The organism is Synechococcus sp. N5, from assembly GCF_900473925.1.
Lineage (GTDB): Bacteria > Cyanobacteriota > Cyanobacteriia > PCC-6307 > Cyanobiaceae > Parasynechococcus.
Map to the genome: position 1 here is coordinate 284,389 of NZ_UCNI01000001.1, position 23,820 is coordinate 308,208.

General features: G+C 63.0%; 21 protein-coding genes. 6 read left to right on the forward strand and 15 right to left on the reverse strand.

Annotation, left to right across the window (positions count from 1 at the left end; all coding sequences use genetic code 11):
* Positions 1 to 39: 39 nt before the first annotated feature.
* The 7 genes from glgB to DXY03_RS01685 all read right to left on the reverse strand — a co-directional run bounded on the left by glgB (position 40) and on the right by DXY03_RS01685 (position 5,878).
* Positions 40 to 2,337 carry a 1,4-alpha-glucan branching protein GlgB gene (gene glgB, locus DXY03_RS01660; RefSeq protein WP_115008845.1) on the reverse strand — a complete coding sequence of 766 codons (2,298 nt, stop codon included), beginning with the start codon at positions 2,335 to 2,337 and terminating at the stop codon, positions 40 to 42.
* 183 nt (positions 2,338 to 2,520) lie between these two features.
* Positions 2,521 to 2,766 carry a hypothetical protein gene (locus DXY03_RS12540; RefSeq protein ID WP_244272189.1) on the reverse strand — a complete coding sequence of 82 codons (246 nt, stop codon included), beginning with the start codon at positions 2,764 to 2,766 and terminating at the stop codon, positions 2,521 to 2,523.
* A 9-nt stretch (positions 2,767 to 2,775) separates the two neighbouring features.
* Positions 2,776 to 3,057, reverse strand: a complete 282-nt coding sequence (locus DXY03_RS12545; protein WP_244272191.1) for a hypothetical protein — start codon at positions 3,055 to 3,057, stop codon at positions 2,776 to 2,778.
* Between the two features lie 60 nt (positions 3,058 to 3,117).
* Complete coding sequence (locus DXY03_RS01670) at positions 3,118 to 4,722, reverse strand: CocE/NonD family hydrolase (RefSeq protein ID WP_115008846.1); 1,605 nt, start codon at positions 4,720 to 4,722, stop codon at positions 3,118 to 3,120.
* A complete protein-coding gene (locus DXY03_RS12550; RefSeq protein ID WP_244272193.1) occupies positions 4,712 to 5,023 on the reverse strand; it encodes a hypothetical protein in 312 nt (103 codons plus the stop codon). The genes DXY03_RS01670 and DXY03_RS12550 overlap by 11 nt, the downstream gene beginning before the upstream one ends.
* A gap of 16 nt (positions 5,024 to 5,039) precedes the next feature.
* Entirely contained in the window at positions 5,040 to 5,441 is a 402-nt protein-coding gene (locus DXY03_RS01680) for a DUF4332 domain-containing protein (protein ID WP_115008847.1), read from the reverse strand.
* Positions 5,441 to 5,878, reverse strand: coding sequence for a Ycf51 family protein (locus DXY03_RS01685; RefSeq protein WP_115008848.1), 438 nt, complete (start codon positions 5,876 to 5,878; stop codon positions 5,441 to 5,443). Before DXY03_RS01685 ends, DXY03_RS01680 begins: the two co-directional genes overlap by 1 nt.
* 66 nt (positions 5,879 to 5,944) lie before the next feature.
* Between DXY03_RS01685 and DXY03_RS01690 the strand changes: the two genes are divergently transcribed.
* From DXY03_RS01690 to DXY03_RS01710, 5 genes are read left to right on the forward strand one after another with little or no spacing between them, the layout of a single operon-like run.
* On the forward strand, positions 5,945 to 10,393 hold the full coding sequence (locus DXY03_RS01690) for a translocation/assembly module TamB domain-containing protein (RefSeq protein WP_170951933.1): 4,449 nt from the start codon (positions 5,945 to 5,947) through the stop codon (positions 10,391 to 10,393).
* A 3-nt stretch (positions 10,394 to 10,396) separates the two neighbouring features.
* A complete protein-coding gene (locus DXY03_RS01695; protein WP_115008850.1) occupies positions 10,397 to 11,305 on the forward strand; it encodes an ROK family protein in 909 nt (302 codons plus the stop codon).
* Positions 11,306 to 11,313: 8 nt separating this feature from the next.
* Positions 11,314 to 12,621 carry a glutamate-5-semialdehyde dehydrogenase gene (locus DXY03_RS01700; protein ID WP_170951934.1) on the forward strand — a complete coding sequence of 436 codons (1,308 nt, stop codon included), beginning with the start codon at positions 11,314 to 11,316 and terminating at the stop codon, positions 12,619 to 12,621.
* A complete protein-coding gene (locus DXY03_RS01705; protein ID WP_115008852.1) occupies positions 12,621 to 12,992 on the forward strand; it encodes a dihydroneopterin aldolase in 372 nt (123 codons plus the stop codon). The genes DXY03_RS01700 and DXY03_RS01705 overlap by 1 nt, the downstream gene beginning before the upstream one ends.
* Entirely contained in the window at positions 12,989 to 13,576 is a 588-nt protein-coding gene (locus DXY03_RS01710) for a triacylglycerol lipase (protein ID WP_115008853.1), read from the forward strand. The genes DXY03_RS01705 and DXY03_RS01710 overlap by 4 nt, the downstream gene beginning before the upstream one ends.
* 2 nt (positions 13,577 to 13,578) lie before the next feature.
* Here DXY03_RS01710 and DXY03_RS01715 read toward each other — a convergent pair whose 3' ends face one another.
* From DXY03_RS01715 to thrS, 6 genes are read right to left on the reverse strand one after another with little or no spacing between them, the layout of a single operon-like run.
* Entirely contained in the window at positions 13,579 to 15,681 is a 2,103-nt protein-coding gene (locus tag DXY03_RS01715) for a M3 family metallopeptidase (protein ID WP_115008854.1), read from the reverse strand.
* Between the two features lies 1 nt (position 15,682).
* Positions 15,683 to 17,218, reverse strand: coding sequence for an NAD(P)H-quinone oxidoreductase subunit 4 (locus tag DXY03_RS01720; RefSeq protein WP_115008855.1), 1,536 nt, complete (start codon positions 17,216 to 17,218; stop codon positions 15,683 to 15,685).
* A 57-nt stretch (positions 17,219 to 17,275) separates the two neighbouring features.
* Complete coding sequence (gene thrB / locus DXY03_RS01725; protein ID WP_115008856.1) at positions 17,276 to 18,223, reverse strand: homoserine kinase; 948 nt, start codon at positions 18,221 to 18,223, stop codon at positions 17,276 to 17,278.
* A 14-nt stretch (positions 18,224 to 18,237) separates the two neighbouring features.
* The gene (locus DXY03_RS01730) at positions 18,238 to 19,272 is read right to left on the reverse strand and encodes a glucokinase (RefSeq protein WP_115008857.1); all 1,035 of its coding nucleotides are present in this window, start codon (positions 19,270 to 19,272) and stop codon (positions 18,238 to 18,240) included.
* Between the two features lie 35 nt (positions 19,273 to 19,307).
* Positions 19,308 to 19,703: a DUF1824 family protein gene (locus DXY03_RS01735; protein WP_115008858.1), complete on the reverse strand. Its 396-nt coding sequence runs from the start codon at positions 19,701 to 19,703 to the stop codon at positions 19,308 to 19,310.
* On the reverse strand, positions 19,700 to 21,535 hold the full coding sequence (gene thrS, locus DXY03_RS01740; protein WP_115008859.1) for a threonine--tRNA ligase: 1,836 nt from the start codon (positions 21,533 to 21,535) through the stop codon (positions 19,700 to 19,702). The genes DXY03_RS01735 and thrS overlap by 4 nt, the downstream gene beginning before the upstream one ends.
* 3 nt (positions 21,536 to 21,538) lie before the next feature.
* Between thrS and DXY03_RS01745 the strand changes: the two genes are divergently transcribed.
* Entirely contained in the window at positions 21,539 to 21,895 is a 357-nt protein-coding gene (locus DXY03_RS01745; protein WP_115008860.1) for a DUF2605 family protein, read from the forward strand.
* On the opposite strand, the gene DXY03_RS01750 is transcribed toward DXY03_RS01745, so the two are convergent.
* Together DXY03_RS01750 and trpS are read right to left on the reverse strand one after the other, a co-directional pair.
* Entirely contained in the window at positions 21,880 to 22,569 is a 690-nt protein-coding gene (locus DXY03_RS01750; RefSeq protein ID WP_244272196.1) for a glycoside hydrolase family 104 protein, read from the reverse strand. The genes DXY03_RS01745 and DXY03_RS01750 overlap by 16 nt on opposite strands.
* Positions 22,570 to 22,803: 234 nt before the next feature.
* A complete protein-coding gene (trpS, locus tag DXY03_RS01755) occupies positions 22,804 to 23,817 on the reverse strand; it encodes a tryptophan--tRNA ligase (RefSeq protein ID WP_115008861.1) in 1,014 nt (337 codons plus the stop codon).
* Positions 23,818 to 23,820 lie beyond the last annotated feature (3 nt).

Sequence of the window (23,820 nt, forward strand, 5' to 3'; positions counted from 1 at the left end):
CTTGGCTAGAGCTTTACCCCCTCTTTGTCATCACGTTCGTCACACGATGTTGTCCGGCTCGCTGCTGCTCAGGCTGCGTTTCGGGTCGTGCTTGAACACCATCAGGCTCAGCGGCGGCAGGCAGAGATCCAAGGAGTTCTCGTAGCCGTGGATGCCCCATTCGTCCGTTGGTTTGCCGCCCATGTTGCCGAGGTTGCTGCCGCCGTACTTGGCTGCATCGGAGTTGAAGATCTCCTCGTAGAACCCTGAGAGAGGAACGCCCACGCGGTAGTGGGAGTGACTTTGGGGCGTGAAGTTCGCCACCACCACCAGCCAGGTGCCGCTGGCACTCTCCCGACGCATGAAGCTGATCACGGAGTGCCGGTTGTCGTTGCAATCGATCCACTGGAAGCCGAATTGGTCGAAGTCGTCCCGCCAGAGGGCCGGTTCTGCCTTGTAGAGAACGTTGAGGTCATCCACCAACCGCTGGATGCCCTTGTGGGGTTCGTAGTTGAGCAGATCCCACTGGAGATCGCCCCACACATTCCATTCAGCCCGCTGGCCGAATTCCATCCCCATGAAGATCGTCTTCTTGCCGGGGTGCGTCCACATGTAGGAGAGCAACGCCCGGGTGTTGGCGTACTTCTGCCAGTCATCTCCCGGCATCTTGTGCAGGAGATGGCTCTTCCCGTGCACCACTTCATCGTGGCTCAGGGCCAGCATGAAGTTCTCGGTGTAGGTGTACCAGATCGAGAACGTGATGTTGTTCTGGTGGAACTGGCGGAACCACGGGTCCAGCTCGAAGTAATCGAGCATGTCGTGCATCCAACCCATGTTCCATTTGAGGTTGAATCCGAGGCCGCCGCTGTCCGTGGGCTGCGTCACCATCGGCCAGGTGGTTGATTCCTCCGCGATCGAGAGGGCCCCTGGGAAGTGCTGGAACAGCACGTGGTTGGCCTGCTGCAGGAAGCGAACGGCTTCTGTGTTCTCCCGACCACCGTTCTCATTGGGCAGCCATTCCCCGTCGGGACGCAGGTAGTCGCGATAGAGCATCGAGGCCACAGCATCCACGCGAATGCCATCGATGTGGAACTGCTCGAACCAGAACACCAGGTTGGCGACGAGGAAATTACGAACCTCGTTGCGGCTGTAGTTGAAGATCAGCGTTCCCCATTCCTTGTGTTCCCCGATCCGGGGATCACTGTGTTCATAGAGATGGGTGCCATCAAAGAAGGCCAGGCCGTGGGCATCCTTCGGGAAGTGGCCCGGAACCCAGTCGATGATCACGCCGATGCCTTCGGCGTGACAGCGATCCACGAAGGCCCGGAATTCATCGGGCGTTCCGTAACGGCTGGTGGGGGCATACCAACCCGTCACCTGATAGCCCCAGGAGCCGTCGAAGGGATGCTCGGTGATCGGCATCACCTCGATGTGGGTGAAGCCCCTCTCCTTGACGTAGGGAATCAGGCGATCGGCGAGTTCGGCGTAGGTGAGCAGGCGCGCGCCGGGCTTCATCTCCGCGGCGGGAACGGGCGTTCGAGGAGTGCCGTCGGGTTGAATCCAGGGCTCATCCGCTGAGGCGTGGATCCAGCTGCCCAGGTGCATTTCATACACCGAGATCGGTTGATCGAGCGCGTTGCTGCTGTCGCGCTTCTGGATCCAGCCCTGATCGGACCACTGGTATCCGCCCAGGCGAGCCACAACGGAGCTGTTGTCCGGGCGAACCTCGTGCTGGAAGCCGTAAGGATCAGCCTTTTGGTAGCAGTGGCCTTCTTGGGTACGAATTTCGTACTTGTAGAGATGTCCCTCCTCAAGGCCGGGGATGAACAGTTCCCAGATGCCCCCGACGCGCTGCTGCATGGGGTGGTGACGTCCATCCCATGCATTCAGATCTCCAATCACGGAGACCGTAAGAGCGCTGGGCGCCCACAGGCAGAACATCACACCACTGACCCCGTCACGCTCGGTGAGGTGGGCACCCATCTTTTGCCAGATGTGGTGATGGTTGCCTTCAGCAAAGAGGTGGCGATCCATTTCGCCCATCCATTCGCCGCGGAAGGCCCAGGGGTCGTGTTGTTCGTGCACGATCCCGCCCCGCTCAACCCTGACCCGGTACGTGCAGCCGGGGTCTCTGTTGAGCTGTGCCTCGAACACCCAGGGGTGGTTCGGCGTTGTCATGGCGATCTCGTCGCCAGCCTGCAACAGGGTGACTGTTTGGGCTTCCGGCATCCAGATCCGCACGGTCCAACCCTGATCCGAGGGTTGAGGACCAAGCACCGCAAACGGGTGGTCATGGCGACAATTCGCCAACCGTTCGCCGTCCTGCACCATCCAGTCGAGGACTGCGGCGACACCCATGGGAGATCTGTGAATTGGGCGAGATGTTAAGCCCGATTTACGAAACAGATCCGCTGTTGATCAGACGAAGTCTCGGGAAATGTCGACGTTGATGATCCGACCGCTTGCGTCAAAGATCACGAACAGGTTGGTGGTGGCCTGGCCGAAGGCGACAGCCACCAGCACGAGCTGCTGATCGCCGCCTTAATGGGCGATCACAGCGTCCTTGACCTTGCAGAACTCACCTGACACCTGGCTGAGCTTGGTCCATTTGCGTTCCAGATCTCCCGGGGCCAGCTCCTCCTGGAGTTGGAGGGACATCTTGGATCGCGCGGCAATCCAGCGTCCTGCTGCCAGGTCGCGGGTGAAGTCGAGGGCCGTTGTCTCGATCGGCTGGATCCGGTCGCTCCACTTCCAGGCGAGCAGTTTGCCGTCCTCATCAATCACCATCAGCACCCCTTAATCACCGGATGCCGTGGTCACCACCGCATCGATGGTTGTGGTGTTGTAGCCAGGGGTCACGCTGACAACGCGGGTTGCATCAATGGCCGCGCGTTGGTTCAGGCGTGCCTGGACGCTGTTCACATCAACACTGCTCTGAACCGGGGCTGCGAGAGCGTCATGCATGACGTCTCCCTGGCGATTTTTGAGCGCGTCCAGCAGCAGTTCAGCCGCCGTTGTTGCTTGGGCTGGGGTGAGTTCGGTTCTGGTGAGTTGCTTCGCTGCTGCGGGACTGATCAACCCATGGGAGCCGACAGAGCGATGGCCAGCAGGGCAGCGGAGAGCTTCAAAGCACAAACGTCAGTCGAGCTTCAGTCTGCCGGAATCAAAGGGGTTCAGCTGCAGGGTGGAGCCAGCAAGTTTCAGTGTCAGCGTTACCACACGATGCTCTGGGCTTGGTGCTCCGCAGGCAACGGCATCGTGGCCAGGGTTGACGCCAATGGCGGGCCACGCTGCTGCGGCAACGGAGATCCGCAGTCGATCGCCACAAGCCAGGCTCGCGTGCAGCGGCTGGAGGGTCACGCTGCGCCTGGCTGGCTGCAACGCCTCCTCTCCGCGCACCCGTACGACTCCCGTGCTCAGTTGTTCAACGCTGTGGGTTTCCGCGGGCAGGCGCGAGAGGCTGATGCAGAGATCAAACCCGGGCTGGTCCGCTTCTGCGTCCAGCCGGAGGTGCGGTTGACCTGACAGCAGCAGCTCATCAACCAGGGGTGCGGTGGTGAATGTCGCAACGTCGCTGCGTTGATCCACGGCCGTGCGCTCCGCCGGCCCAGGGGTTGTCCCGAGGTGTCCACCGATGGCCGGAACCGGTCGCCAGGGGTCATGAACGATGACCACGCTTCCTTCTCCCTCTCCATCCGCCACAAGGGCACCGTCGTTTGGGTCGATGCAGGCCAGTCCATGGCTGCGCAGTCCCCATGACGCTGATCTGCCCGTGGTGGGTGCGGGGATTGCATCCCACTGATGCTGGGTGATGTTCCAGAGCAGGTGGCTGGGCTTCGGCTCCTGCGGGGGGCGATCCTGCAGATGCTGTTGGAAGAACTGAAGCATCAGCTGCTGGGTTTCAGGCCACCACTGCAGATGGGAGGCAGGCCCGATGTGCAGGGATGGCTGCCCGCCGGCCGCTTGGCTGCGATGCCAGAGGTCCAGCAGACCCACCAGATGCGGATCCCACCATCCACCGATCAACAGCATCGGCCGCTGGAGCCAGCTCTCCGGGGCGTGATGAACCGTCCACTGCTGATCGCTGCTGGGGTCGTTGTTCAACCAGCTCCAGGCCATGCCTTCGGGGTCATGGCGCTCCAGCAGGGTTGGTCCGTCCCGCAGATAGCGGTTGTCTTCAAGGCTTCGGCGGATCTCCAGCCAGGCTGTTGCATCTCCGCGTCGCTGGGCCTGGAGGGCCGCCAGCTGCAGCCCCCAGCCCAGGCCGAGGTGCCACCAGTGGGCACCGCCTTCACAACTCCAATGGCGTCGTTCGTCCAGGCCGGTCATCGCCGGAGCGGTGCACTCCGGCGGTGGGGCCGATTCAGCTGCAGTGAGCTGGGTCAGGCCCTGATACGAAAAACCGTAGACCCCCAGGCGTCCATTGCATTCCGGCAGCTGCCGCACCCAGGCATGGGTGGCGGGGGTGTCGGCTGCTTCCTGACCAAACCCCCGGAAACGTCCCTGCGACTCGCCTTGTCCTCGGATGTCCTGAACGACAATCAGGAAGCCATGGGACGCCCACCAACTGGGGTGGGCGTAGGTCACGGTTGAGGCGATGCGGCTCCCGTAGGGCTGCCGCATCAGCAGGGCAGGCCAGGGGCCTTCGCCGCTGGGATGCCACAACCGTGAACGCAGCACCACGCCATCGGCCGTCCTCAGCGCTGCAGACCGGCAGACAATTCCGCTGGTCTCAGCGGACATCGGCGCAATGCATCCCCACGATGTAGGTGATGAAGATTTCCGCATCCTGAAAACTCAGCTTCTCGCTGGCGGCGACCTGGTTGATGTAAGGCTTGGAGAATGGCGATCGGCCGTTGACGTTCATTTGCCGGAACGAACGGCACATGGTCTTTGCTTTTTCAGGATTGCGTTTGACGCTGTTGAGCAAGTCCGACTCAGCGGCAACCACGAGCAATGGTGAGCCCAGGAGCGCCAGAGCGATCAAAGCTGTGCGTAAGAGTTTCAAGCCCATAACAGGTTCATACGCAGGTTTGGATGCCAAGGCAGGGTGGCTGGGGTCAGTTCGCCAGTTGCCTGGCGCGGCGGATCCAATCGCCTGCCACCCGCAGATCCACCACGGCAGGCCGGTTGGTTCCAAGGCTGCGCTCCAGCCTTCCGGTCTGGCGCACAAGACGTTCGGGGGTGCATGCCGCCAGAGCGGCGGCCGTGGCGATGCCCGCATGCATCAGCAGCGCTGCGTCCTGGGGAGGCAAATCCAAGCGGCAGACCAAATCGGCCATGCCCCGCAGCCGCTTGAGGTTTCGGGCCGAAGCCTGGCCACTGCGGGCGAGTTGGCTCAGTTGCAGATCCGTTAGATCACGAATGCTGGACCAGCGCTTGATACCGGCCCGATCCAGTTCCTGTTGTTCCCTGCGAAACGACTGGGGGAGCTCCTCGATCGCGTCGTTGAAGTTCGGCATCAACGCAAGGTCTTGCTCACCTCGCCCAGGATGACGGGGCGTCCCAGCCCATCGCCATCCGCCTGGATGCCCCGCAACCGCACCAGCACGGTGCTGCTGGAGCGACCTGAGCCGCGCAGGTTGCCCTCCAATTGCTCCAGGGTGGCTTGAACTGTGGTTGGGGCCAAGTCGGCAGGAACCTGGGCGACCACCAGGTCGTTGCCGTTATCGAACACGATCGGTGCCCGAACTGCACCCTCCACCACCACTGGCGGTGTGTAGCTCACGCCAAATGCCCAGCAACTCACGGCCAGCAGCAGGGTGAAGCTGCTCACGCCGACCAGTCGAAACCGAATGCCCCACTTGGCGAGAAAGGCAACTGCCGTTAGCGCTCCAAGCCCAAGCCCAGACCAACCCAGCCAGGGAGCGGCAGTAAGCAGCAGCTGATCGAAGGCCATGGGGTCTGGTGGACTGAAAACAGTCTCCTTATATTGCGCGAGATTCCGGGGAGACCGCCGCGTCTGATGGGGAAAACGCGGCGCAGGACCTGGTTGGTTGCGGGAAGTTTCGCTCTGGTCGGGGCTGGAGCAGCAGGCTTGATCGCCCTTGACCGCGCTGCCGAAGGCATCCTGAGCCGGGCGCGCCCCAGCTTGGAGCGCACGTTGTCGGGTCCTCTGGGCCACGACGTGGATCTTGGCCCTTACGAAGGACTTCGCCCCTTGGGCCTGGGGATCGCCATCGGGCCGAGTCGAATCTTGCCGTCGGCGGCGGATCGTTCTGAGCTGAGCCTGGCGGGGCTGGAGGTCGGCCTCGCTCCTTTGGCGAGTCTTCGGCGTCTGCAACCGGTTCTGCAGATCACGGTGCACAGGCTGCGTGGTCAGTTGCAGGCCAATGAGGCTGGTCGGTACTGGACCTTTGGGCCCCTGAGCGGCGACGGCACCCTGCCGCGACTTGGCGTGCAGTACCGGTTGGCCGATCCTGCATTGCTCCGTTTCGGTCCTCAGCAGCAGACCCTTGAACTCCGCAGCCGGGGCGCAGTGCGGCTCGGGGAGGCTTTTTTCAGTACCGCATCGGAACTTCGCTGGCTCGACGCTGAAGGGGTGCTGCGGCTCGATGGACAAGGGCATTGGGATCGCCCTCGCTTCAGGCTTCGAACGCGGCTCGATCGGCTCAACCTGAAACCGTTGGGGGCCGTCATCGCCCCCGCTCAGGATCTGGATGCCTCTGGAACCTTGGAGGGAGATGTTCAGATCGGCTGGGCCGATGGGTTGTTGAACTGTCGAGGTGGGCTCAGCCTCAAGCGTCTCGAACTTGCTGCGCTGAACAGCAATCGCCTCAGGGTCGCTTGCAAGGGCGATCAACTCACCTTGCAGCCCGCAACACTGCGTTTTGGAGCCTTTGAGGCTCGGGCCTCAGGGTCCGTTGCCTTGAACAAGAGCTTTGATCTCCAGGCTGACGTTCGCCGTACAGACCTCAGCTCTGCAAGCCAGGACCGGTTGAAGCTCAGGATCCAGGGCCCCTGGGGGGAGCCCCGGTGGAGTGCCGATGGTGAGATCCAGCTGCCTGAGGCCACAGGGCTCAACACAGCCCTGACGCTGGACGCTCAATGGCGCACCCCCTGGATGCAAGACCAGCAACCGTCTGTTGCCGTGGACAGACTCCGCCTCAGTGCCCCGGGACTGCGCTTTGGGCTGGTGGGGACGATTGGATCCCAATTGGATCTGCGCAGCACGGAGCTGCAGATCGATCCCCGCTTCTGGTCTGCGCTGCCGACCCTGCAGGCCGGACTGGGCCAAACCGCTCCGCTCCTTGGAAGCGTCGACGTCAGTGGTGGGTTGGCGTCACCTGAGCTGAGCCTGAAGCTTGGCCAGGTGTCCAACCCGTTGCTGGACGAGTGGTCGTTTCAGACCCGATGGTCAGCGCAGGATTCAGCCCTGGTGCTGGATCACTTCACCAGTCCGCTGTTGCGGGCGGAAGCGCGCCTTCCTGTGCAACTGGCGCAGGGGCGGTGGCAAACCGGTGAGCTTCAGAGCGGCTTTGAACTCCAACCTTTCAGCCTGAGCCGTTTCACCCCCTTGATCGGTACGCCGCTGGGCGGGCAGGTGGCGGCGCGGGGTCGCGTGAAGGGTCCTCTGTCGGGGCTTCAGCCCGACATCAGCCTGACGCTGAATCAACCCCGCGTTGGTGCCTTGCAGGTTCTCGAACGCTGGCAAGGCAGCCTCAACGGTGAACTGGGCCGTGGTGCTCGTCTGGCGATGGTGGCCCAGCAGCCTGTCGTGCCCGGCTCGCTCGTGGCTGAACTCGATGCCGATGCTTGGCCCAAGACCGTGCTCTTGCGCCGGGGTGAGGGGCAGTTGCGCTTGCACGGGCTGGATCCGGCTGGAGAGCAACGCCGCTACCGCTGGCGTGCAGCGGACCTCAACATTGATGGACTTCGTTTCATCGTGCCTCCGGTCAACCAGCCCAAAGCGGCGGCAGGTCAGCTCTCGGGTGCAGGGAGCCTTGCCATGGGCCCCCTCGCGATCCGTGGGTCTGCCGTCATTGCGGACGGCTCGATGGCGGGAGTTGCCGTGCAGAGCCTCGAGCTGGAGGGTTCCCTCGGGGATGGCCGTTTTCAAGCCGATGCAGCACTGACGCTCTTGCAGGGCAGCATTCGGCTGAAGGCCCGTGGCGATCTGGGTGGCTGGATGCACAGCGGCATCGAGGCCGAAGGCCTGGATGTCACCGGGCTGACGCTTTTGGCCCGTCAGTTGAGAGGGAGCGATCCCGAACCGGGCCTGGCCCCCGGCCGTGCCGAGGATCTCGGAACCCTGTTCATCAACACCTTTGGTGGGTCGCTTGATGGTCAGTTGCAAGCTCTGGCGGTATCGCGCCGGGCGCTTGAGGCCTATGCCCTGGCTCACCCCCGCAAGGGCGCTGAGCTGGAGCGTCTGGAGGGGCGGGTCAATCTGTCGGGAACGATCGACGGTCCTGATCCAAAGCGCCTGAAGGCCGATCTGATCGCCAAGGCGCACCTTTGGATTGAAGGGGATGACCAGGCCAAGGCACTCCAGCTTGAACCGATGGTCGCCACGCTTCGCGGCCCGTTGCTCGGTGGATCCGGTGACCTCTCCCTGCTGCAGGTTCCGCTCTCTCTGCTGGCGTTGTTGGCTCCTGTGCCGACGCAGCTCCGCGGCAGTGTTGGCATCCGCGGCCGCTACGACCTCAGCGGAACGGCCCCCCTGCTGGTTTCCGATCTGCTGCTCGACTCCGCCAGCCTGGCGGGCCAGCCCCTGCAGTTGGAGCAGCGATCGGTTGTCGTTGAGCGTGAGTTGATCCGCCTGAACCTGGCCCTGAAGGGAGGCGAGAGCAAGGAAGCCGTCACCGTGGCCGGCACGGTGCCCTTCAACCCCGATTCGGATTTGAACCTGAGGCTGGAAAGCCATGGGGATGCCCTGGGCGTGTTGACGCTTCTGGCTGGGGATTCCCTGGCCGTGAAGCGGGGCAGCACCAATCTGCGGCTGTTGCTGCGCGGGCCGTTGAACCAACCGCAAGCCAATGGCTTTGTGGTGGTCAGTAATGGAGATCTCAGCATCGGTGAACAGGAGCTGAGTCGGATCAACGCCTCGATCCTGTTCGATTTCGATCGCGTCTTGGTGCAACGCCTGGAGGCTGAAGTGGGCCGCGGCGGCTTGCTGCGCGGTTCAGGAAGCCTTGGCTTGTTCACCCCCCAGAACGGGTCTTCACCGCTCACCCTGCAACTCAGCCAAGCTCAGATTCGACAGCCGATCGTGCAGTTCCAGGCCGATGGCGAACTGCAGGTGTCTGGAGCTTTGGTGCAACCCGTCCTCTCCGGACATCTGGACCTGTCGCGGGGCACGCTTCGGCCCCAGTCCGGCTTCTTCGGACGGTTGCGGCAGGGCGGGCTTCAAGCTCTGGTACCCACCGGGGTGGAGGGCTCCTCAGCGGCGGTGCAGCTCGGTCCTCAGGCGTTGAACACACTTCTGGAGGAGGAGTGGGACTTCCAGGAACCTCTGGTCCTGATGGGTCCCAACCGATCCATCCAAGCTCCGGATCAGCTGCAACGGTTCATGCCGGAACTGCCGGCCATCCGTTTTGAGAACCTTCGGCTGGCCCTCGGCCCTGATATCGAGGTGCTGATGCCCCCCTGGATCAGCTTCAAAGGGGGAGGTGCCGTCACGTTGAACGGCCCGTTGGATCCCTCGCTCAAAGCACGAGGCTTGATCCAGCTCAAGTCCGGCAGGATCTGGGTTCCTCCTCTGGCTCCACTGCGTTTGGACCCACAGGCGGCCAATGCAGCGGTGTTCACGCCTTCGCTGGGGCTTGTCCCCTACGTGGATATCGCCATGCAAGCCAGGGTCGCCGACACCGTGAGTGCGGGCACCAACGATCAGATCACCAGCGCAAACCTCTTTGCTTCGAATGGAACGGGCAGTGCCTATGTCGGCGGTGGTCAACTGCGGCTGGTGAAGGTCATGGTCCAGGTCAGCGGCCCGGCCAATCGTCTGGGTGAAAGCAACAACCTGGTCCTGCGCAGCTCGCCACCGATGAGCGAGCAACAGCTGTTGGGTTTGATCGGTGGCAACACCCTGGCTTCCCTGGGTGGAACCGGTGGCGCCGCGTTGGCCACGATGCTGAGTCAGTCGCTGCTCTCACCGGTGCTGGGCACGTTGACCGATGCCATGGGGCAACGGCTTCAGGTGGCGATCTTCCCCACCTACGTCAACCCTCAGGTGAAATCAGAGAAGGAGCGCACCTCCGGCCGTGTTTCACCAACACTCACAGTGGTGACGGAGTTTGGTGTGGCGTTGACCGACCGGTTCAACCTTTCCGTTCTGATGGCACCGAACACAACCGACGTTCCTCCACAAGGAACGGTCTCCTATCGGCTGACACCGACCACGTCAGTCTCCGCGGCCATGGATGCCAATGGCACCTGGCAGAGCCAGTTGCAGGTGTTCTTCCGGTTCTGAGCCATGCCTACCGCGCAGGTGATTGGAGTGGATCTCGGGGGCACGGCGATCAAGCTGGCCCGGATTCGTGCTGATGGAACGGTGCTGGCGGAGGCGCAATGCCCCACACCGCAGCCCGCCGTACCTGGCGCCGTGACGATGGCCCTGTGTGACGCCATTGAACAGATTGATCCTGAGCATGCGGCTGAGGCGGTCGGCATTGGCCTCCCCGGTCCCATGGATGCGGCGGCTCGAGTGGCCCGGGTTTGCATCAACCTGCCCGGCTGGGAGGACGTGCCGCTGGCGGATTGGCTGGAGTCCAGGCTCAACCGCCGGGTCACCCTTGCCAACGATGGCAACTGTGGGGTGGTCGGTGAGGCCTGGCTGGGCGCCGCCCGTGGTGTTGATGATGTGGTGCTGCTGACCCTCGGAACCGGTGTGGGAGGGGGGGTGCTTCTAAGGGGTGAGCTGTTCACGGGCCACAACGGCGCTGCAGCGGAACCCGGTCTGATCGGGGTTCAGCCCGATGGTCCGGCCTGCAACAGCGGTAACCGTGGCTCCCTGGAGCAGTTCGCCAGCATCACCGGCCTGCGGCGCTTGTGTGATCGCGATCCCCGCGAGCTCAGTGCAGAGGCCGATGCTGGTGATGCGGAGGCCCTGGAGGTTTGGAGCCGTTACGGCGAGCGCCTGGGCTGTGGCGTTGCTTCGCTGGTGTACGTGTTCACGCCGCAGTTGGTGTTGCTGGGTGGCGGCCTGGCCGGTGCTGCCCGCCACTTTCTGCCGGCGGTGCGCCGCGAGGTGGAGTCGCGGGTTCAGGCCGTCTCAAGGGAGGGGTTGCGGATCGAAGCCGCCTATCTGGGGAACGGCGCTGGACGCCTGGGGGCTGCGCGGCTCGCTCTGCAGCGGCTGAACGGGATGATGGCTCCAGATTGATTGCCTTGATGTCCAGCGTTCCAGAGCCTTCTGCTGCGTTGCTGCAGCGTGCCTCGGCTGTCCGCCGTGCTGCTGTTGATCTGGGGCAGACCGATGACGGCCAGAGAGCTCTGGCGCTTCAGGCGATGGCGGACGCGCTGACCGACCGTGCGGAAAGCATCCTCGCGGCCAACCGTGAAGACCTCCAACGCTCTGCAGCCGAGGGGTTGGCGCCGGCTTTGATGGCGCGGCTGAAGCTGGATGACACCAAGTTGGCGGCGGCCATTGATGGCGTCCGCAAGGTGGCCAGCCTCAGTGACCCGCTGGGTTGTCGTCAGTTGCATCGGGAGCTGGATCAGGGCCTGGTGCTGGAACGGGTCTCCGTTCCGCTCGGGGTGGTGGGTGTGATCTTTGAAGCCAGGCCGGATGCGGTGATGCAGATCGCCTCGCTGGCGATCCGTTCGGGCAACGGTGCTCTGTTGAAAGGCGGCAGTGAGGCTCGCTGCACCAATGAGGCTGTGATGGAGGCTCTGCAGGCAGGCCTGGCGGCCAGTCCGGTGTCCGCCGATGCCCTGGCTCTGCTCACCACCCGTCAAGAAAGCCTGGCCTTGTTGCGTCTCGATGGCCTCGTGGACCTGATCATTCCCAGGGGAAGCAACGAACTGGTGCGCTTCATTCAGGACAACACCCGCATTCCGGTGCTGGGCCATGCCGATGGGGTGTGCCACCTCTACGTGGATGCGGCGGCCGACGTCGACAAAGCCGTTCGGGTGGCGGTGGACAGCAAGAGCCAGTATCCCGCCGCCTGCAACGCCATTGAGACCTTGCTGGTGCACCGCTCGATTGCGCAGCCTTTTCTCGCCGCTGCGCTGCCGGCCTTCGCTGCTGCCGGGGTGCAGCTGCGGGGCGATGCCGAGAGCGTGGCCCTTGGTGTGGCGGAAGCGGCCACGGAGGAGGACTGGAGCACGGAGTATCTGGATCTGATCCTGGCGGTGAAGCTGGTGGACGATCTCGAGGCAGCCACCGATCACATCCGCTCCTATGGCTCGCGTCACACCGAAGTGATCCTGACGGAGGATGCCCAGGCGGCTGATCGTTTCCTTGCAGCGGTGGATAGCGCAGGGGTCTATCACAACTGCTCCAGCCGCTTCGCTGATGGCTTCCGTTACGGATTCGGCGCTGAGGTGGGCATCAGCACCCAGACCCTGCCGCCACGCGGACCCGTTGGTCTGGAAGGGTTGGTGACCTACCGCTATCGGTTGCGTGGCGAGGGCCACATCGCTGCCGACTACGCCAACGGCAGCCGCGTCTTCACCCACATCGATCGGCCGCTCTGATGGATTGCATCGGTGTGAGGGACCTGCGGTTGTGGGCCCACGTCGGGGTATTGGAACACGAACGTCGGGATGGCCAATGGTTCAGCCTTGATTTCAGTGTTCAGCTCGATCTGAAGGCTGCTGCCGTGGCCGACGACCTGGGCCGGAGCCTGGACTACGGCGTGGCCATTCAGGCCCTGCAAGGCTTGTCCCGGCAGGTTCGTTGCCTCACGATCGAGCACTTCAGCGAGCAGATGCTGGATCGGCTGGAAACGTTGTACGGGCCCATCCCGGTCTGGCTGCGATTGACCAAATGTGCTGCACCGGTTCCAGGATTTAACGGCCGCGTGTTCGTGGAACGCTCCCGTAATGGCGGGAGATCAGCCCTGTGAGCATCCCGTTGGTGCTGGTCCATGGTCTCTGGGACACGCCCCGCCTGTTTCATCGATTGATTCAGGGGTTGGACCAGCCGGATCGCCCGCTGCTGGCGCCGCATCTGCCCCATGGTCTGGGTTGGATTCCCCTGCGGCAGCTGGCCTCTCGCCTGGATCAGCACATCCAGCAGCGCTTTGGTGCTGACACCAGGGTTGATCTTCTGGGGTTTTCGATGGGGGGCGTGATCGGCAGGATCTGGCTGCAGGAACTGGGGGGGGGGCAGCGCACCCGGCGCTTCCTCAGCGTGGGCAGCCCGCAGCAGGGCACCCTGGCTGCTCAGATGATTCCCCGCCCGCTCCTGGCCGGTGCGGCAGACATGAAAGTGGGAAGTCGCCTGCTGCGCGAGCTGAATCGCCAACCCGATGCCCTGGCTGGGGTCGAGTGCTCCAGTTTCTTTTGCCGCTGGGATCTGATGGTGTACCCCGGCTGGAGGGCCATTCTGCCCTTGGGCCGGTGTGAGGAAATACCGGTCTGGACCCATCAGCAACTGATCAGCCACCCCGCTGCGATTCGACGGCTCTGCAGCAGCTTGCGCGCCTGAGATCAGGCCGCGGCCACCAGGCCGGAATGGCGAATCAGGGCTTCGGTGCTGGCAGGACGGCCTCGGAAGGCTTCAAACACCTCTGCTGGAGATCGGCTGCCACCGAGGCTGAGCACGGTGTCGCGGAAGCGGGCTCCCGTTGCACGCACCTGATCCTCCTGATCCAGGCCAACCTCCTCAAAAGCGGAGAAGGCATCTGCGCTGAGCACCTCAGCCCACTTGTAGGAGTAGTACCCGGCGGAGTAGCCCCCCGCGAAGATGTGGCCGAAAGCGCAGAGGAACTGATCCTCCGGGATGGGATCCATCACCGTTGTGGTGGCGGCGATCTCACGGCGCAGTCCATCTGGGCTGACGCCGAGTTCAGGGGTCCACTGGCTGTGGAGACGAAGGTCACTCAAGGCAAAGTGAACCTGCCGCAGGGTGGCGAGGCCTGCATTGAAGGTGCGGCTGCTGCGCAGCTTGTTGAATTCCGATTCAGGCAGGGGTTCACCGGTTTGCCAGTGGCGCGCCATGCCCATCAAGGTGGCGTGATCAAGACACCAGTTCTCCATGAACTGGCTGGGGAGTTCCACGGCATCCCATTCCACGTTGCTGATGCCGGCGGCTTCCGGTTCCTCAACGGTGGTGAGCATGTGCTGGAGCCCATGGCCGAATTCATGGAAGAGGGTCTCCACTTCCTCAAAGCTCATCAGGCTGGGCGTGTCGCCCACAGGTGGGGTCTGGTTGCAGACCAGGTAGGCCACCGGCAGCACCACAGAGCCATCGGGTTTCTTGCTCAGGCCCAGGCATTCATCCATCCAGGCTCCACCGCGTTTGCTGGCGGGTCTGCTGTAAGGGTCGAGGTAGAAGCCGGCAATCGGTGTGCCATCGGAGCGCTTCACCCGGAAGAAGCGCACATCGTCGTTCCAGGTCGGTGACTCGCCGTCGGCGGCAACGATCTCAACGTCGAACAGACGCGTACAAAGGCTGAACAGGCCTTCGAGCACCTGCGGCAGCGGGAACCAGGGACGCAGCGCCTCTTGGTCCAGATCGAACCGGGATTGGCGCAACTTCTCCGACCAGTAGGCGATGTCCCAGGGAGCCAGCTCATCGGCTTCGGGGGCCTTGTGCTCCCTGGCGATGGCTTGGAGATCCAGCAGCTCTTGCTCAGCTGCTGGGTATGCCGCAGCACGCAGTTCTTCCAGCAGTGCTTCCACCGCCGGAACATCGTCAGCCATCTTGGCGCTGAGGCTGAGGTCTGCCCAATGGGCATAGCCCAGGCGGGACGCTTGCTCTCGTCTCAGGGTCAGGATCTCCTCGATCAGTGCCCGGTTGTCGAGTTCGCCTTTACTGGCCCGCCCCACATGGGCGCGATAGGCCTTCTCTCGCAGGGATCGGTTGTTGGCGTGGGTGAGAAAGGGCAGATAGCGGGGCATGTCCAGTCCCAGCAGCCACGGGCCGGACTCCGCAGATGCATCAGCATCCCCTGCTTCACGCGCTGCGGCGGCCAGTGCCTCCAAGGCCCGTTGCGGCAGGCCTTCCACCTCGTGGGGCTGGCTGAGTTTCAGGGTCCACTGCTGCGTGGCATCGAGCACGTGGTTGCCGAACTGGGTGGAGAGAGCAGCCAGGCGTTCACTGGTGCTGTTGAAGTCTGCCTTCTCATTGCCACTGAGGCCAACACCGCGCTGCTGCATCGAGAGCAGCTCGGATTTCAGGATCCGCTCCTGGGTTGGGTTGAGCGGTTCGGAGGGATCGCTTTGGAGGGCCATCAAGGCCCGATGAAGAATCTGGCTTTGGCCAAGCCGGTTGCTGAGACGCACAACATCCGGTTGCTGGGCGGCATGGGCATCGCGCAGCTCAGGGGAATTGCAGACGCCATTGAGGTGTGACACCACACCCCAGCTCCAACGCAGCCGTTCGCCGATGGCCTGCAGCGGTTGCATCACCCGATCCCAGGACAGCTTCGAGGGGCCGACGAGGGCTGTCTCAAGAGCCTGCTCGAGCCCAGTGAAGTCCTGATCCAGCTGTGCGAGCAAAACCGGAATGTCTGTGCTGACGAGCTCAGGGGAAATGGCCCGGAACTCGGGAAGCCCTTGGCCGCGCAGGAGGGGGGAAACAGTCGACATCTCAGCTGGCAATGAACTGCAGGGCCAGAGCGTTGGTGGAAGCTTCGTAGAGGTCCATGGCAATGCGGGGCCAGATGCCGATCACCAGGGTTGGCACCAGCAGGCTCAGGCCAATCACCAGCTCCCTGGGGCGCATGTCAGCCACGCTCGCAAGGGCCGGAATCCTGGGGCCAAAGAACACCCGTCGGCACATGGAGAGCAGATAAATCGGTGTGAGCACCAGTCCGATGGCGGCCAGCAGAACGGTGATCGATCGGAACACGGACGTGAAGGCTTCCTGGCTGGTGATGCCAAGGAACACGGTGATTTCACTAATGAAGCCACTCATGCCCGGCAGGGCCAGCGACGCCAGGGAGCTGGCCAGGAAGAAGGCAAACGTGATGGGTAGCGCCTTGGCCAGTCCGCCCATGTTTGGGATCGAGAGGGTCTTGGTTCGCTCGTAGAACACGCCCGTCACGAAGAACATCGCGGCTGCGATCAGGCCATGGCTCACCATCTGGAGCATGGCTCCGCTGATTCCCAGGGCATCAACGGCACCGATCCCCACCAGCACAAAGCCCATGTGGCTCACGGAACTGCAGGCAATCCTGCGTTTCACGTTGTCCTGGGCGAAGGCATTGAGCGCGCCGTAAACGATGTTCACGATCCCAAGGATCACCAGGGCTGGCGCCAGGGTGGCGTGCGCTTCAGGAAGCATCTGCACGTTGAAGCGCAGCAGGGCGTAGCCGCCCATCTTGAGGAGCACCCCGGCCAGCAGCATCGACACCGGAGCGTTGGCCTCACCGTGGGCATCGGGCAGCCAGGTGTGGAGAGGGAACATCGGCAGTTTCACGCCGAAGCCAATCAGGAAGCCCAAGTAACACAACAGGCCGAAGCTGCCGCCGGGGGAACGGGCCGCCAGTTCCGTGATGTTGAAGGTGAACGTGTCACCGGAGAGGGCCAGTGCCAGGCCGCTGATCAGGATCAGCAGAGAGGCCAGGGCCGTGTAAAGGATGAATTTGGTGGCGGCGTACTGGCGGTTCTGTCCGCCCCAGATGGCAATCAGCAGGTAAACGGGAACCAGTTCCAGCTCCCAGGCCAGGAAGAAGAGCAGGAAGTCTTGCGACAGAAACACCAGGCCCTGGGCTGAGGCCTGAACAAGCATCAGGGCGAAGTACAGCCGTGATTTGCGCTGAACCGACCAGCTGGCCGCCACTGACAGGAACGTGACCAGGCCGCTGAGCACCACAAGAGGTGCTGAAAGACCATCCACACCAAGGGACCATTCGAGGCCGAGTGCTGGGAGCCAGCTCACCCGCTCCACCAGCTGCAGACCTTCAGTGCTGGGGTCGAAGAGGGTGGCAAACACCCCCATCATCAAAAGAAGATCGACCAGAAGGACGACCAGGGTGATGATCTTGGGCGCGGGGGATGGCTTCTCTTCGCTGCTCGGAACCAGCGGCAGCACCAGAGCAGCTGCCGCCGGCAACAGCACAATCAGCGACAACCAAGGGAAGGGACTGCCCGAGACAGCAAGCTCTGCTAACCCAGCATCCATTCCGTGTCCGCAATCTTTAACAAAGCTAACAGGGCTGAATGCCCTGTTTAGGTGGATCTACTCATCGTCGGCCGGTTGCCAGTGGCTGCCTGAGGTCTGCAAATTCAGCACCGGCGCGCGGCTGGCGACCCCGGCAGCTTCCCAGGCTTTGACCATGGCTCGGCTGACGGCTGAGCCTTTGTCTTCCTCGCACAGAGCCATGACGCTTGGTCCAGCTCCGCTGATGGCGCAACCCCAGGCTCCCGCGTCCATGGCGGCCTGTTTGACCTGGTCGCCGCCTTTGATCAGGCGCCAGCGGTAAGGCTCGTGCAAGCGATCGTGCATGCCGTCGGAGATCAGATCACCATTGCCGGTGCGCAGCCCTTGCAGCAGCAGTGTCAGGGCACCCAGGTTGACCACAGCGTCGCCAACGGGGATGGCCTTGGGCATGGCCCGGCGGGCTTCGCTTGTGCTCAGGCGAATCGATGGAATCGCCACGACGGCCTTCACGCTCGGCGTCCATTCGCAACGCACCACGCGCCAGCGCTGAGAGGCGGCCTTGGCGGTCATGCAGAGGCCCCCCAGAAGGGAGGGCACAACGTTGTCCGGGTGACCTTCGATATCGATGGCCAGCTCCAGCAGCTTCTCCTTGGAGAGAGGCTCCCCGACGAGGGCATTGGCTCCCATCAATCCCGCCACGATCGCCGTGGCACTGCTGCCCAGCCCCCGTGCCGGCGGCACGGCAAGACGCACCCGTGCCTCAAGGGCGACGGGTTCCAGCCCAGCCGCTTTCCACACCCGTTGGGCCGCTCGGTAAACGAGGTTCTCCGGCCCACCCCGGAGGTGACTGCCTTCAGTTCCCTCAATAATCAGCTCAAATCGTTCACCGCCCCCTTCGATCCGCCGCATCGCGAAGCGGTTGTTCAGATCAAGGGCTGCACCGAGGCAGTCAAATCCAGGGCCGAGATTGGCGGTGGTTGCCGGGACGTCCACGACCACTTTCTGACCGATGCGCGGCTGCGCCATCGCTGATCCTCTGCTCAGGCCAGTGTCCCACCTGACTCCGCCAGCATCCGGGCGCGACAGGCTGCACTGAACAGTCCGGCATCGGGATCGATCACCGCTGTGACCTGCATCCCTTCGATCAGTTCGCGGAAGCGTCCCTTGTTGCGCATCGCATTGAGAAAGCTGGCGGATTTCAGTCCTTTCAATTGTTTTGATGCGGTGCCCCCGCCAACCCAGAGGCCTCCTGTGCAGAGTTCCTGAAGGGCAAGATCGCCTGCCGCTGAGCCATAGGCCTCCAGCCAAAGCTGTAGGGCGCGTTGCATCAAGGGATCACCCCCTTCAGCGGCAACGCTCACCTGAGCGGGAAGATCGTTGGAGCTGTTGCGCCGCCAAGCCTCAGCCACGCTGCGCAGGGGGTGCATAGCGGCATCGGGTTTCTGAAGCAGCCAGTGGGCCACATGCCCCAGGCCGGTGCCACTCACGATGCGTTCGATCGAAAGGCGGCTGACGCCGAGGTCTTGTTTGAGCCAGCAGGCCAGCTCCCATTCCGCTTCGTTGCGCGGAGCAAATTCGCGGTGCCCTCCTTCGCTCGCCAGGGCCACCAGTCCCTGTTCGCTCTGCAGGCCTCGCGCCATGCCGAGACCGGTGCCTGCCCCAAGAATGGCCAGGGGGCCCTTGTCTTGGTGGCCCTTCTGAAGGATCACCTGCTGATGGCTGTCGAAATGGGGCAGCCCGTAAATCAGCACGCCGAAATCATTCACCAGCTCGAGCTGTTCCATGCCAGCAGCCCGCGCCAGGTCGGCCTCCCGCAACCGCCAGGGCAGGTTGGTGATCGTGGCCTCCCTGTGTCGCACCGGACCGGCAACGGCGATGCACGCATGCGCTGGAGCCGGGAGATCGGCGGGGCGATTGTTGAGGAAGGCTTCGAGCATCGGCTCAAGGGATGGCCATTCTCCCGAGCGGAAGCGTTCCTGATGCAGCAGGCGCAGCTGGCCCGCCTCACTCCCGTAGAGAGCAAGCAGAGTCTTAGTGCCTCCCATGTCCCCCGCCAGGAGTGTGCTGGTGGCCATCCAGGGCTGCGGCAATTCCTACCAGCGTGGTTGGCTCAGGAGAAGAAGTCCAGTGGAAGCGGTCCCCAGGTGGTGCTTGGCGTGGTGTCGTCGTCACCGTGGCCACTGATCAGAATTCCTTCGCCAAGGCCGTGCTCGATCCGAATGCGGATCATGCCCCCCTTCTGATTGGCTTTCAGGAAAACAGGGCCCTGCTCCTCGGGGCTGTCGACGAGCTCCAGCGGCTCCCACTGTTGGCTTTGCTCGAGGCTGCGAAGCGCTGTAAGGGCCTGCTCCCTGGACGGGGCCATGACGCCGATGGTGAACCAGCTGGCCTGGGCCATCGCCTGATCGAGTTCTCCTCGCAGCTCGTTTCTGATCTGGGGAGCCAACTCCGGCGCTCCCCGCAGCCGCGCGAGATCGGCCAGGTGCTGCACAGGGGTATCCGTCATCGGTTCAGCTCCAGGCCCGCGGCGCGCTCGCTGTTGGCCATCTGGGCAGCACTGAGAAGGTCGGCCACCGCTGTGAGCCCGAGGTCACCGTCCCGTCGGCTGCGAAGGCTCACGGCGTTCTGCTCCGCTTCCTTGGCACCGATAACCGCCAGCACGGGGATCTTCATCTGTTCGCCGGTGCGGATCAGCTTGCCGAGCCGCTCACCGCTGCGGTCGATCGTGGCGCGAACACCAGCTTTTGTGAGTTGGTCCAACACCTGTTCGGCGTAGGGCTGCACCTCGTCGGTGACCGGCAGCAGACGCACTTGCTCGGGGGCCAGCCAGAAGGGGTAATCGCCGGAGTAGTTCTCGGTCATGATCCCGAAGAACCGCTCCAGCGAACCGAAGATGGCGCGATGGATCATGATCGGCCGCTGCTTGCTGCCGTCGGCGGCGATGTAGTCGAGCTCGAACCGCTCCGGCAGATTGAAATCCAGTTGGATCGTGGAGCACTGCCACATCCGGCCGATGGCGTCTTCGATCTTGAGGTCGATTTTCGGGCCGTAGAACGCACCGCCGCCCTCATCGATTTTGTAGGCCCAACCCTTGCGCTCCAGGGCTTCAATCAGTCCCTTGGTGGCCAGGTCCCAGACGGCGTCATCGCCGATGGACTTCTCGGGGCGGGTGGAGAGGTTGATCTCGTAACTGCTGAAATCGAAGGCGGAGAGAATCCGTTCGGTGAGATCGAGGATCTTCAGAATCTCGTCGCTGATCTGCTCCGGCAGGCAGAACACATGGGCATCGTCCTGGGTGAAGCCCCGCACCCGCATCAGACCGTGCATCACACCGGGCCGCTCGTAGCGATACACCGTTCCAAGCTCCGCCCAGCGGATCGGCAGTTCCCGGTAGCTGCGCAGTTTGCTGGCGTAGGTGAGCACGTGGAACGGGCAGTTCATCGGCTTGAGCTGGTACTCCCGTTCGTCCACCTCCATTGGGCCGAACATGCTCTCGGCGTAGAAGTCGAGGTGGCCTGAGGTCTTCCAGAGGCTGATGTCCGCAACGTGGGGGGTGTAAAGGAGCTCGTATCCGCCCTCGAAGTGGGCCTGGCGCCAGAACTCCTCGATTAACAGGCGCATGCGAGCACCGCGGGGGTGCCAGAACACCAGACCAGACCCGGCCTCGTCCTCGATCGAGAAGAGGTCGAGGTCTTTGCCGATGCGGCGATGGTCGCGGCGAAGCGCTTCTTCCTTGCGACGTTTGTGTTCCGCCAGCTGTTCTGGGGTTTCCCAGGCCGTGCCGTAGATGCGTTGCAGCTGCGCTTTGGTTTCATCGCCTCGCCAGTAAGCGCCTGCCACGCTTTCCAGCTCGAAGGCCTTGGCATTGAGTTGGCCGGTGTGGTCCACGTGGGGGCCAGCACAGAGGTCCCACCAGTCCTCACCAAGGGTGTAGAGGGTGATCGGCTCCTGCAGTCCTTCAAGAATCTCGAGCTTGTAGGGCTCGTTCTGGGCTTTGATTTTTTCCTCGGCCTCGTTGCGGCTCACCTCGACGCGTTCGAGAGGCAGCTTCTTGTTGATGATTTTGATCATCCCCTTCTTGATGGCCTTCAGGTCGGCCTCGGTGAAGGGATCGGGATTGTCGAAGTCGTAATAGAAACCTGTTTCCGTCCAGGGGCCGATGGTGACGCGCGCCTTGGGAAACAACTGCTGCACAGCCATGGCCATCACATGGCTCATGGAGTGGCGAATCTTCAGCAGTTGATCGCTTTCGCTGGTCTTGGGCAGAACCACCGGTGCTGAAGGGGCTGGGGTGGTTGCTGCAGCGCTGCTCACCGGTTCAGGTTCAGGGCCCGCCATCCTATGGGCGAGACCCGAGGGCATCAGGTGGGTGAGTCAACCAATCAGGAAGCTGGCGCACTGCTGGATGAGTTGCTGGCATCCCTGCTCGATGACTTCGAGCACTGGTTTCAGCGCGGTGAGGAGCTTCTGCAGGCCTGTCCGGAGGAGGTGATGCCGTTGCAGGAGCGCCGACGCATGCAGGAGCGGCTGCAGGAGGGCAAGAAGGCCATTGCTGCAACACGCTCCCTTGTGGCTGCATCAACGCAGCCCATGGCGGTCTCGATGGAGGTGATGAACCCTTGGCACGGCTTGGTCACCGAGGTGTGGGGCCTGGCCGCGAGGTTGGGGTCGAACCGTTCGCCTCAGGCCCCGAGCTGATTGCGCAGCTGGCGCAGGTTGCTGCTGTAGAAGCTCGCCAGGTCCTGAGGGCTCTTCACCGGTTGACCGTAGGCGGAGCGGCCGGTCCAGGTGGGGAAGGATGCCCATTCGGGAGCCAGCTTCGCCATGGCGTTTCTGGTCAGCCCTTTCCGGTCAATTTCCTTGAGAGCACCGCGACGCTCAACAAGGTGCAGAGCGGCTTGGTCCTGGTGCCTGGGCTCGAAGCTGGACAGCTTGAGCTCCTTCGCCACGCCCTTCCAGGTCTTGGGCAGGAATTGATAGGCCCCCGCTGCGGCGCTGGAGTAGCGCTTCACGATCACCCGCTCGGGATGACGTGAGAGGTCCTGAAACTGCCCGCCGCCGTACATGATCCGGTAGCCCTTGTCTTCACCGTCTTTCCAGGTGCCCTCGGCGTAGCGAATGGTGTTGAGCAGGGCGCGACGCTCAGGTGTCAGCTCGTAACGACCACCCTCCTTGCCGGTGGACAGGGTGGCGCGGCTGCTGGTGTTGCGGCTGCTGGTGGCGCTTTGCTCAACCTGTTCTGCGGGCGACTCTGCGTTCTGGAGCGGCTGTTTGGCTCCTGCGGACAGCACCAATCCTGCGGTCAGGGCTGCACCGACGACAGGCCGGCTCCAACGTGTGGCTGGGCTGAACACATAAAAAAGGCGATGCACGCAGAGCAATCAGGTGGACGATCACAGTGCTGGCCCACGAGGCCTGGACGCGAGATCGGCGCCTGAGGGGTTGACGCGTTGTCTGTGCTGTGTATATGCAGCTGAGAGAAGACTGAGAGTCTTGCGAGGCTCGCGTCTGCGGCTGACGTTGTCTCCCTCAAGCCTCAGGGGCCATGGCTTGAGCCCATGGCCGTCGCATTGATAAGATCAGCTAATGCTTCTCTTTGTTGCTGATCAGGCTGGCCGGGCGAAACCCAAGGCATCCCGAACCCGTTCAAGCGTGGCGTTGGCCACGGTTTCGGCCTTCTCACGGCCTGTTCTCAGCACCTGATCGAGCTCTGTGGGGTCCTGCAATAGCTCCCGGTAGCGGGCCTGGATGGGCTCCAGCGCGCTCACGGTGGCTTCGGCCAGCAGCGGCTTGAACTGTCCCCAACCCATCTCGGCGCATTCAGTGGCGGCCTGCTCCCGCCCCTTGCCGCTCAGGATTGCGTAGATCCCAAGCAGGTTGTCGGTTTCCGGTCGATCGGGGTTGCCGAATTCGAGGCCACGCTCTGGATCGGTCTTGGCGCGTTTGATCTTTTTGGTGATCAGCTCCGGAGGGTCCAAAAGCGTGATGCGACTCCCCTCGTTGGGATCGCTCTTGCTCATCTTGCTGCGACCATCCGTCAGGCTCATCACCCGGGCTCCCTCCTTGAGGATCAGCGGTTTGGGCACTTTGAGCACCGGCGTGTCCTTGCCGCCGAAACGGGCATTGATGCGCTGCTGGGCGATGTCGCGCGCCAGCTCCAGATGCTGCTTCTGGTCCTCACCGACGGGCACCAGGTCAGCGTCGTAGAGAAGGATGTCGGCGGCCATCAACACCGGATAGTCCAGCAGGCCCACGGAGACGTTGTCCCCCTGCTTCACCGCTTTCTCCTTGAACTGAATCATTCGCTCCAGCCAGTTGAGCGGCGTGACGCAATTCAGCAACCAGCACAGTTCGCTGTGGGCTGCCACCTGGCTCTGCACAAACACCGAACAGCGTTTGGGGTCCATGCCACAGGCCAGGTAAAGCGCTGCTGTGGAACGGGTGTCCTCAGCCAGGCGGCTGGGGTCATGGGGAACGGTGATGGCATGGAGATCCACAACACATACAAAGGTGTCGTGGGTCTCCTGCAGATCAACCCAATTGCGGATGGCACCCAGCCAATTGCCGAGGTGCAGTGCTCCGGTCGGTTGCACCCCGGAAAGAACCCTTGGCCGGCTCATCAA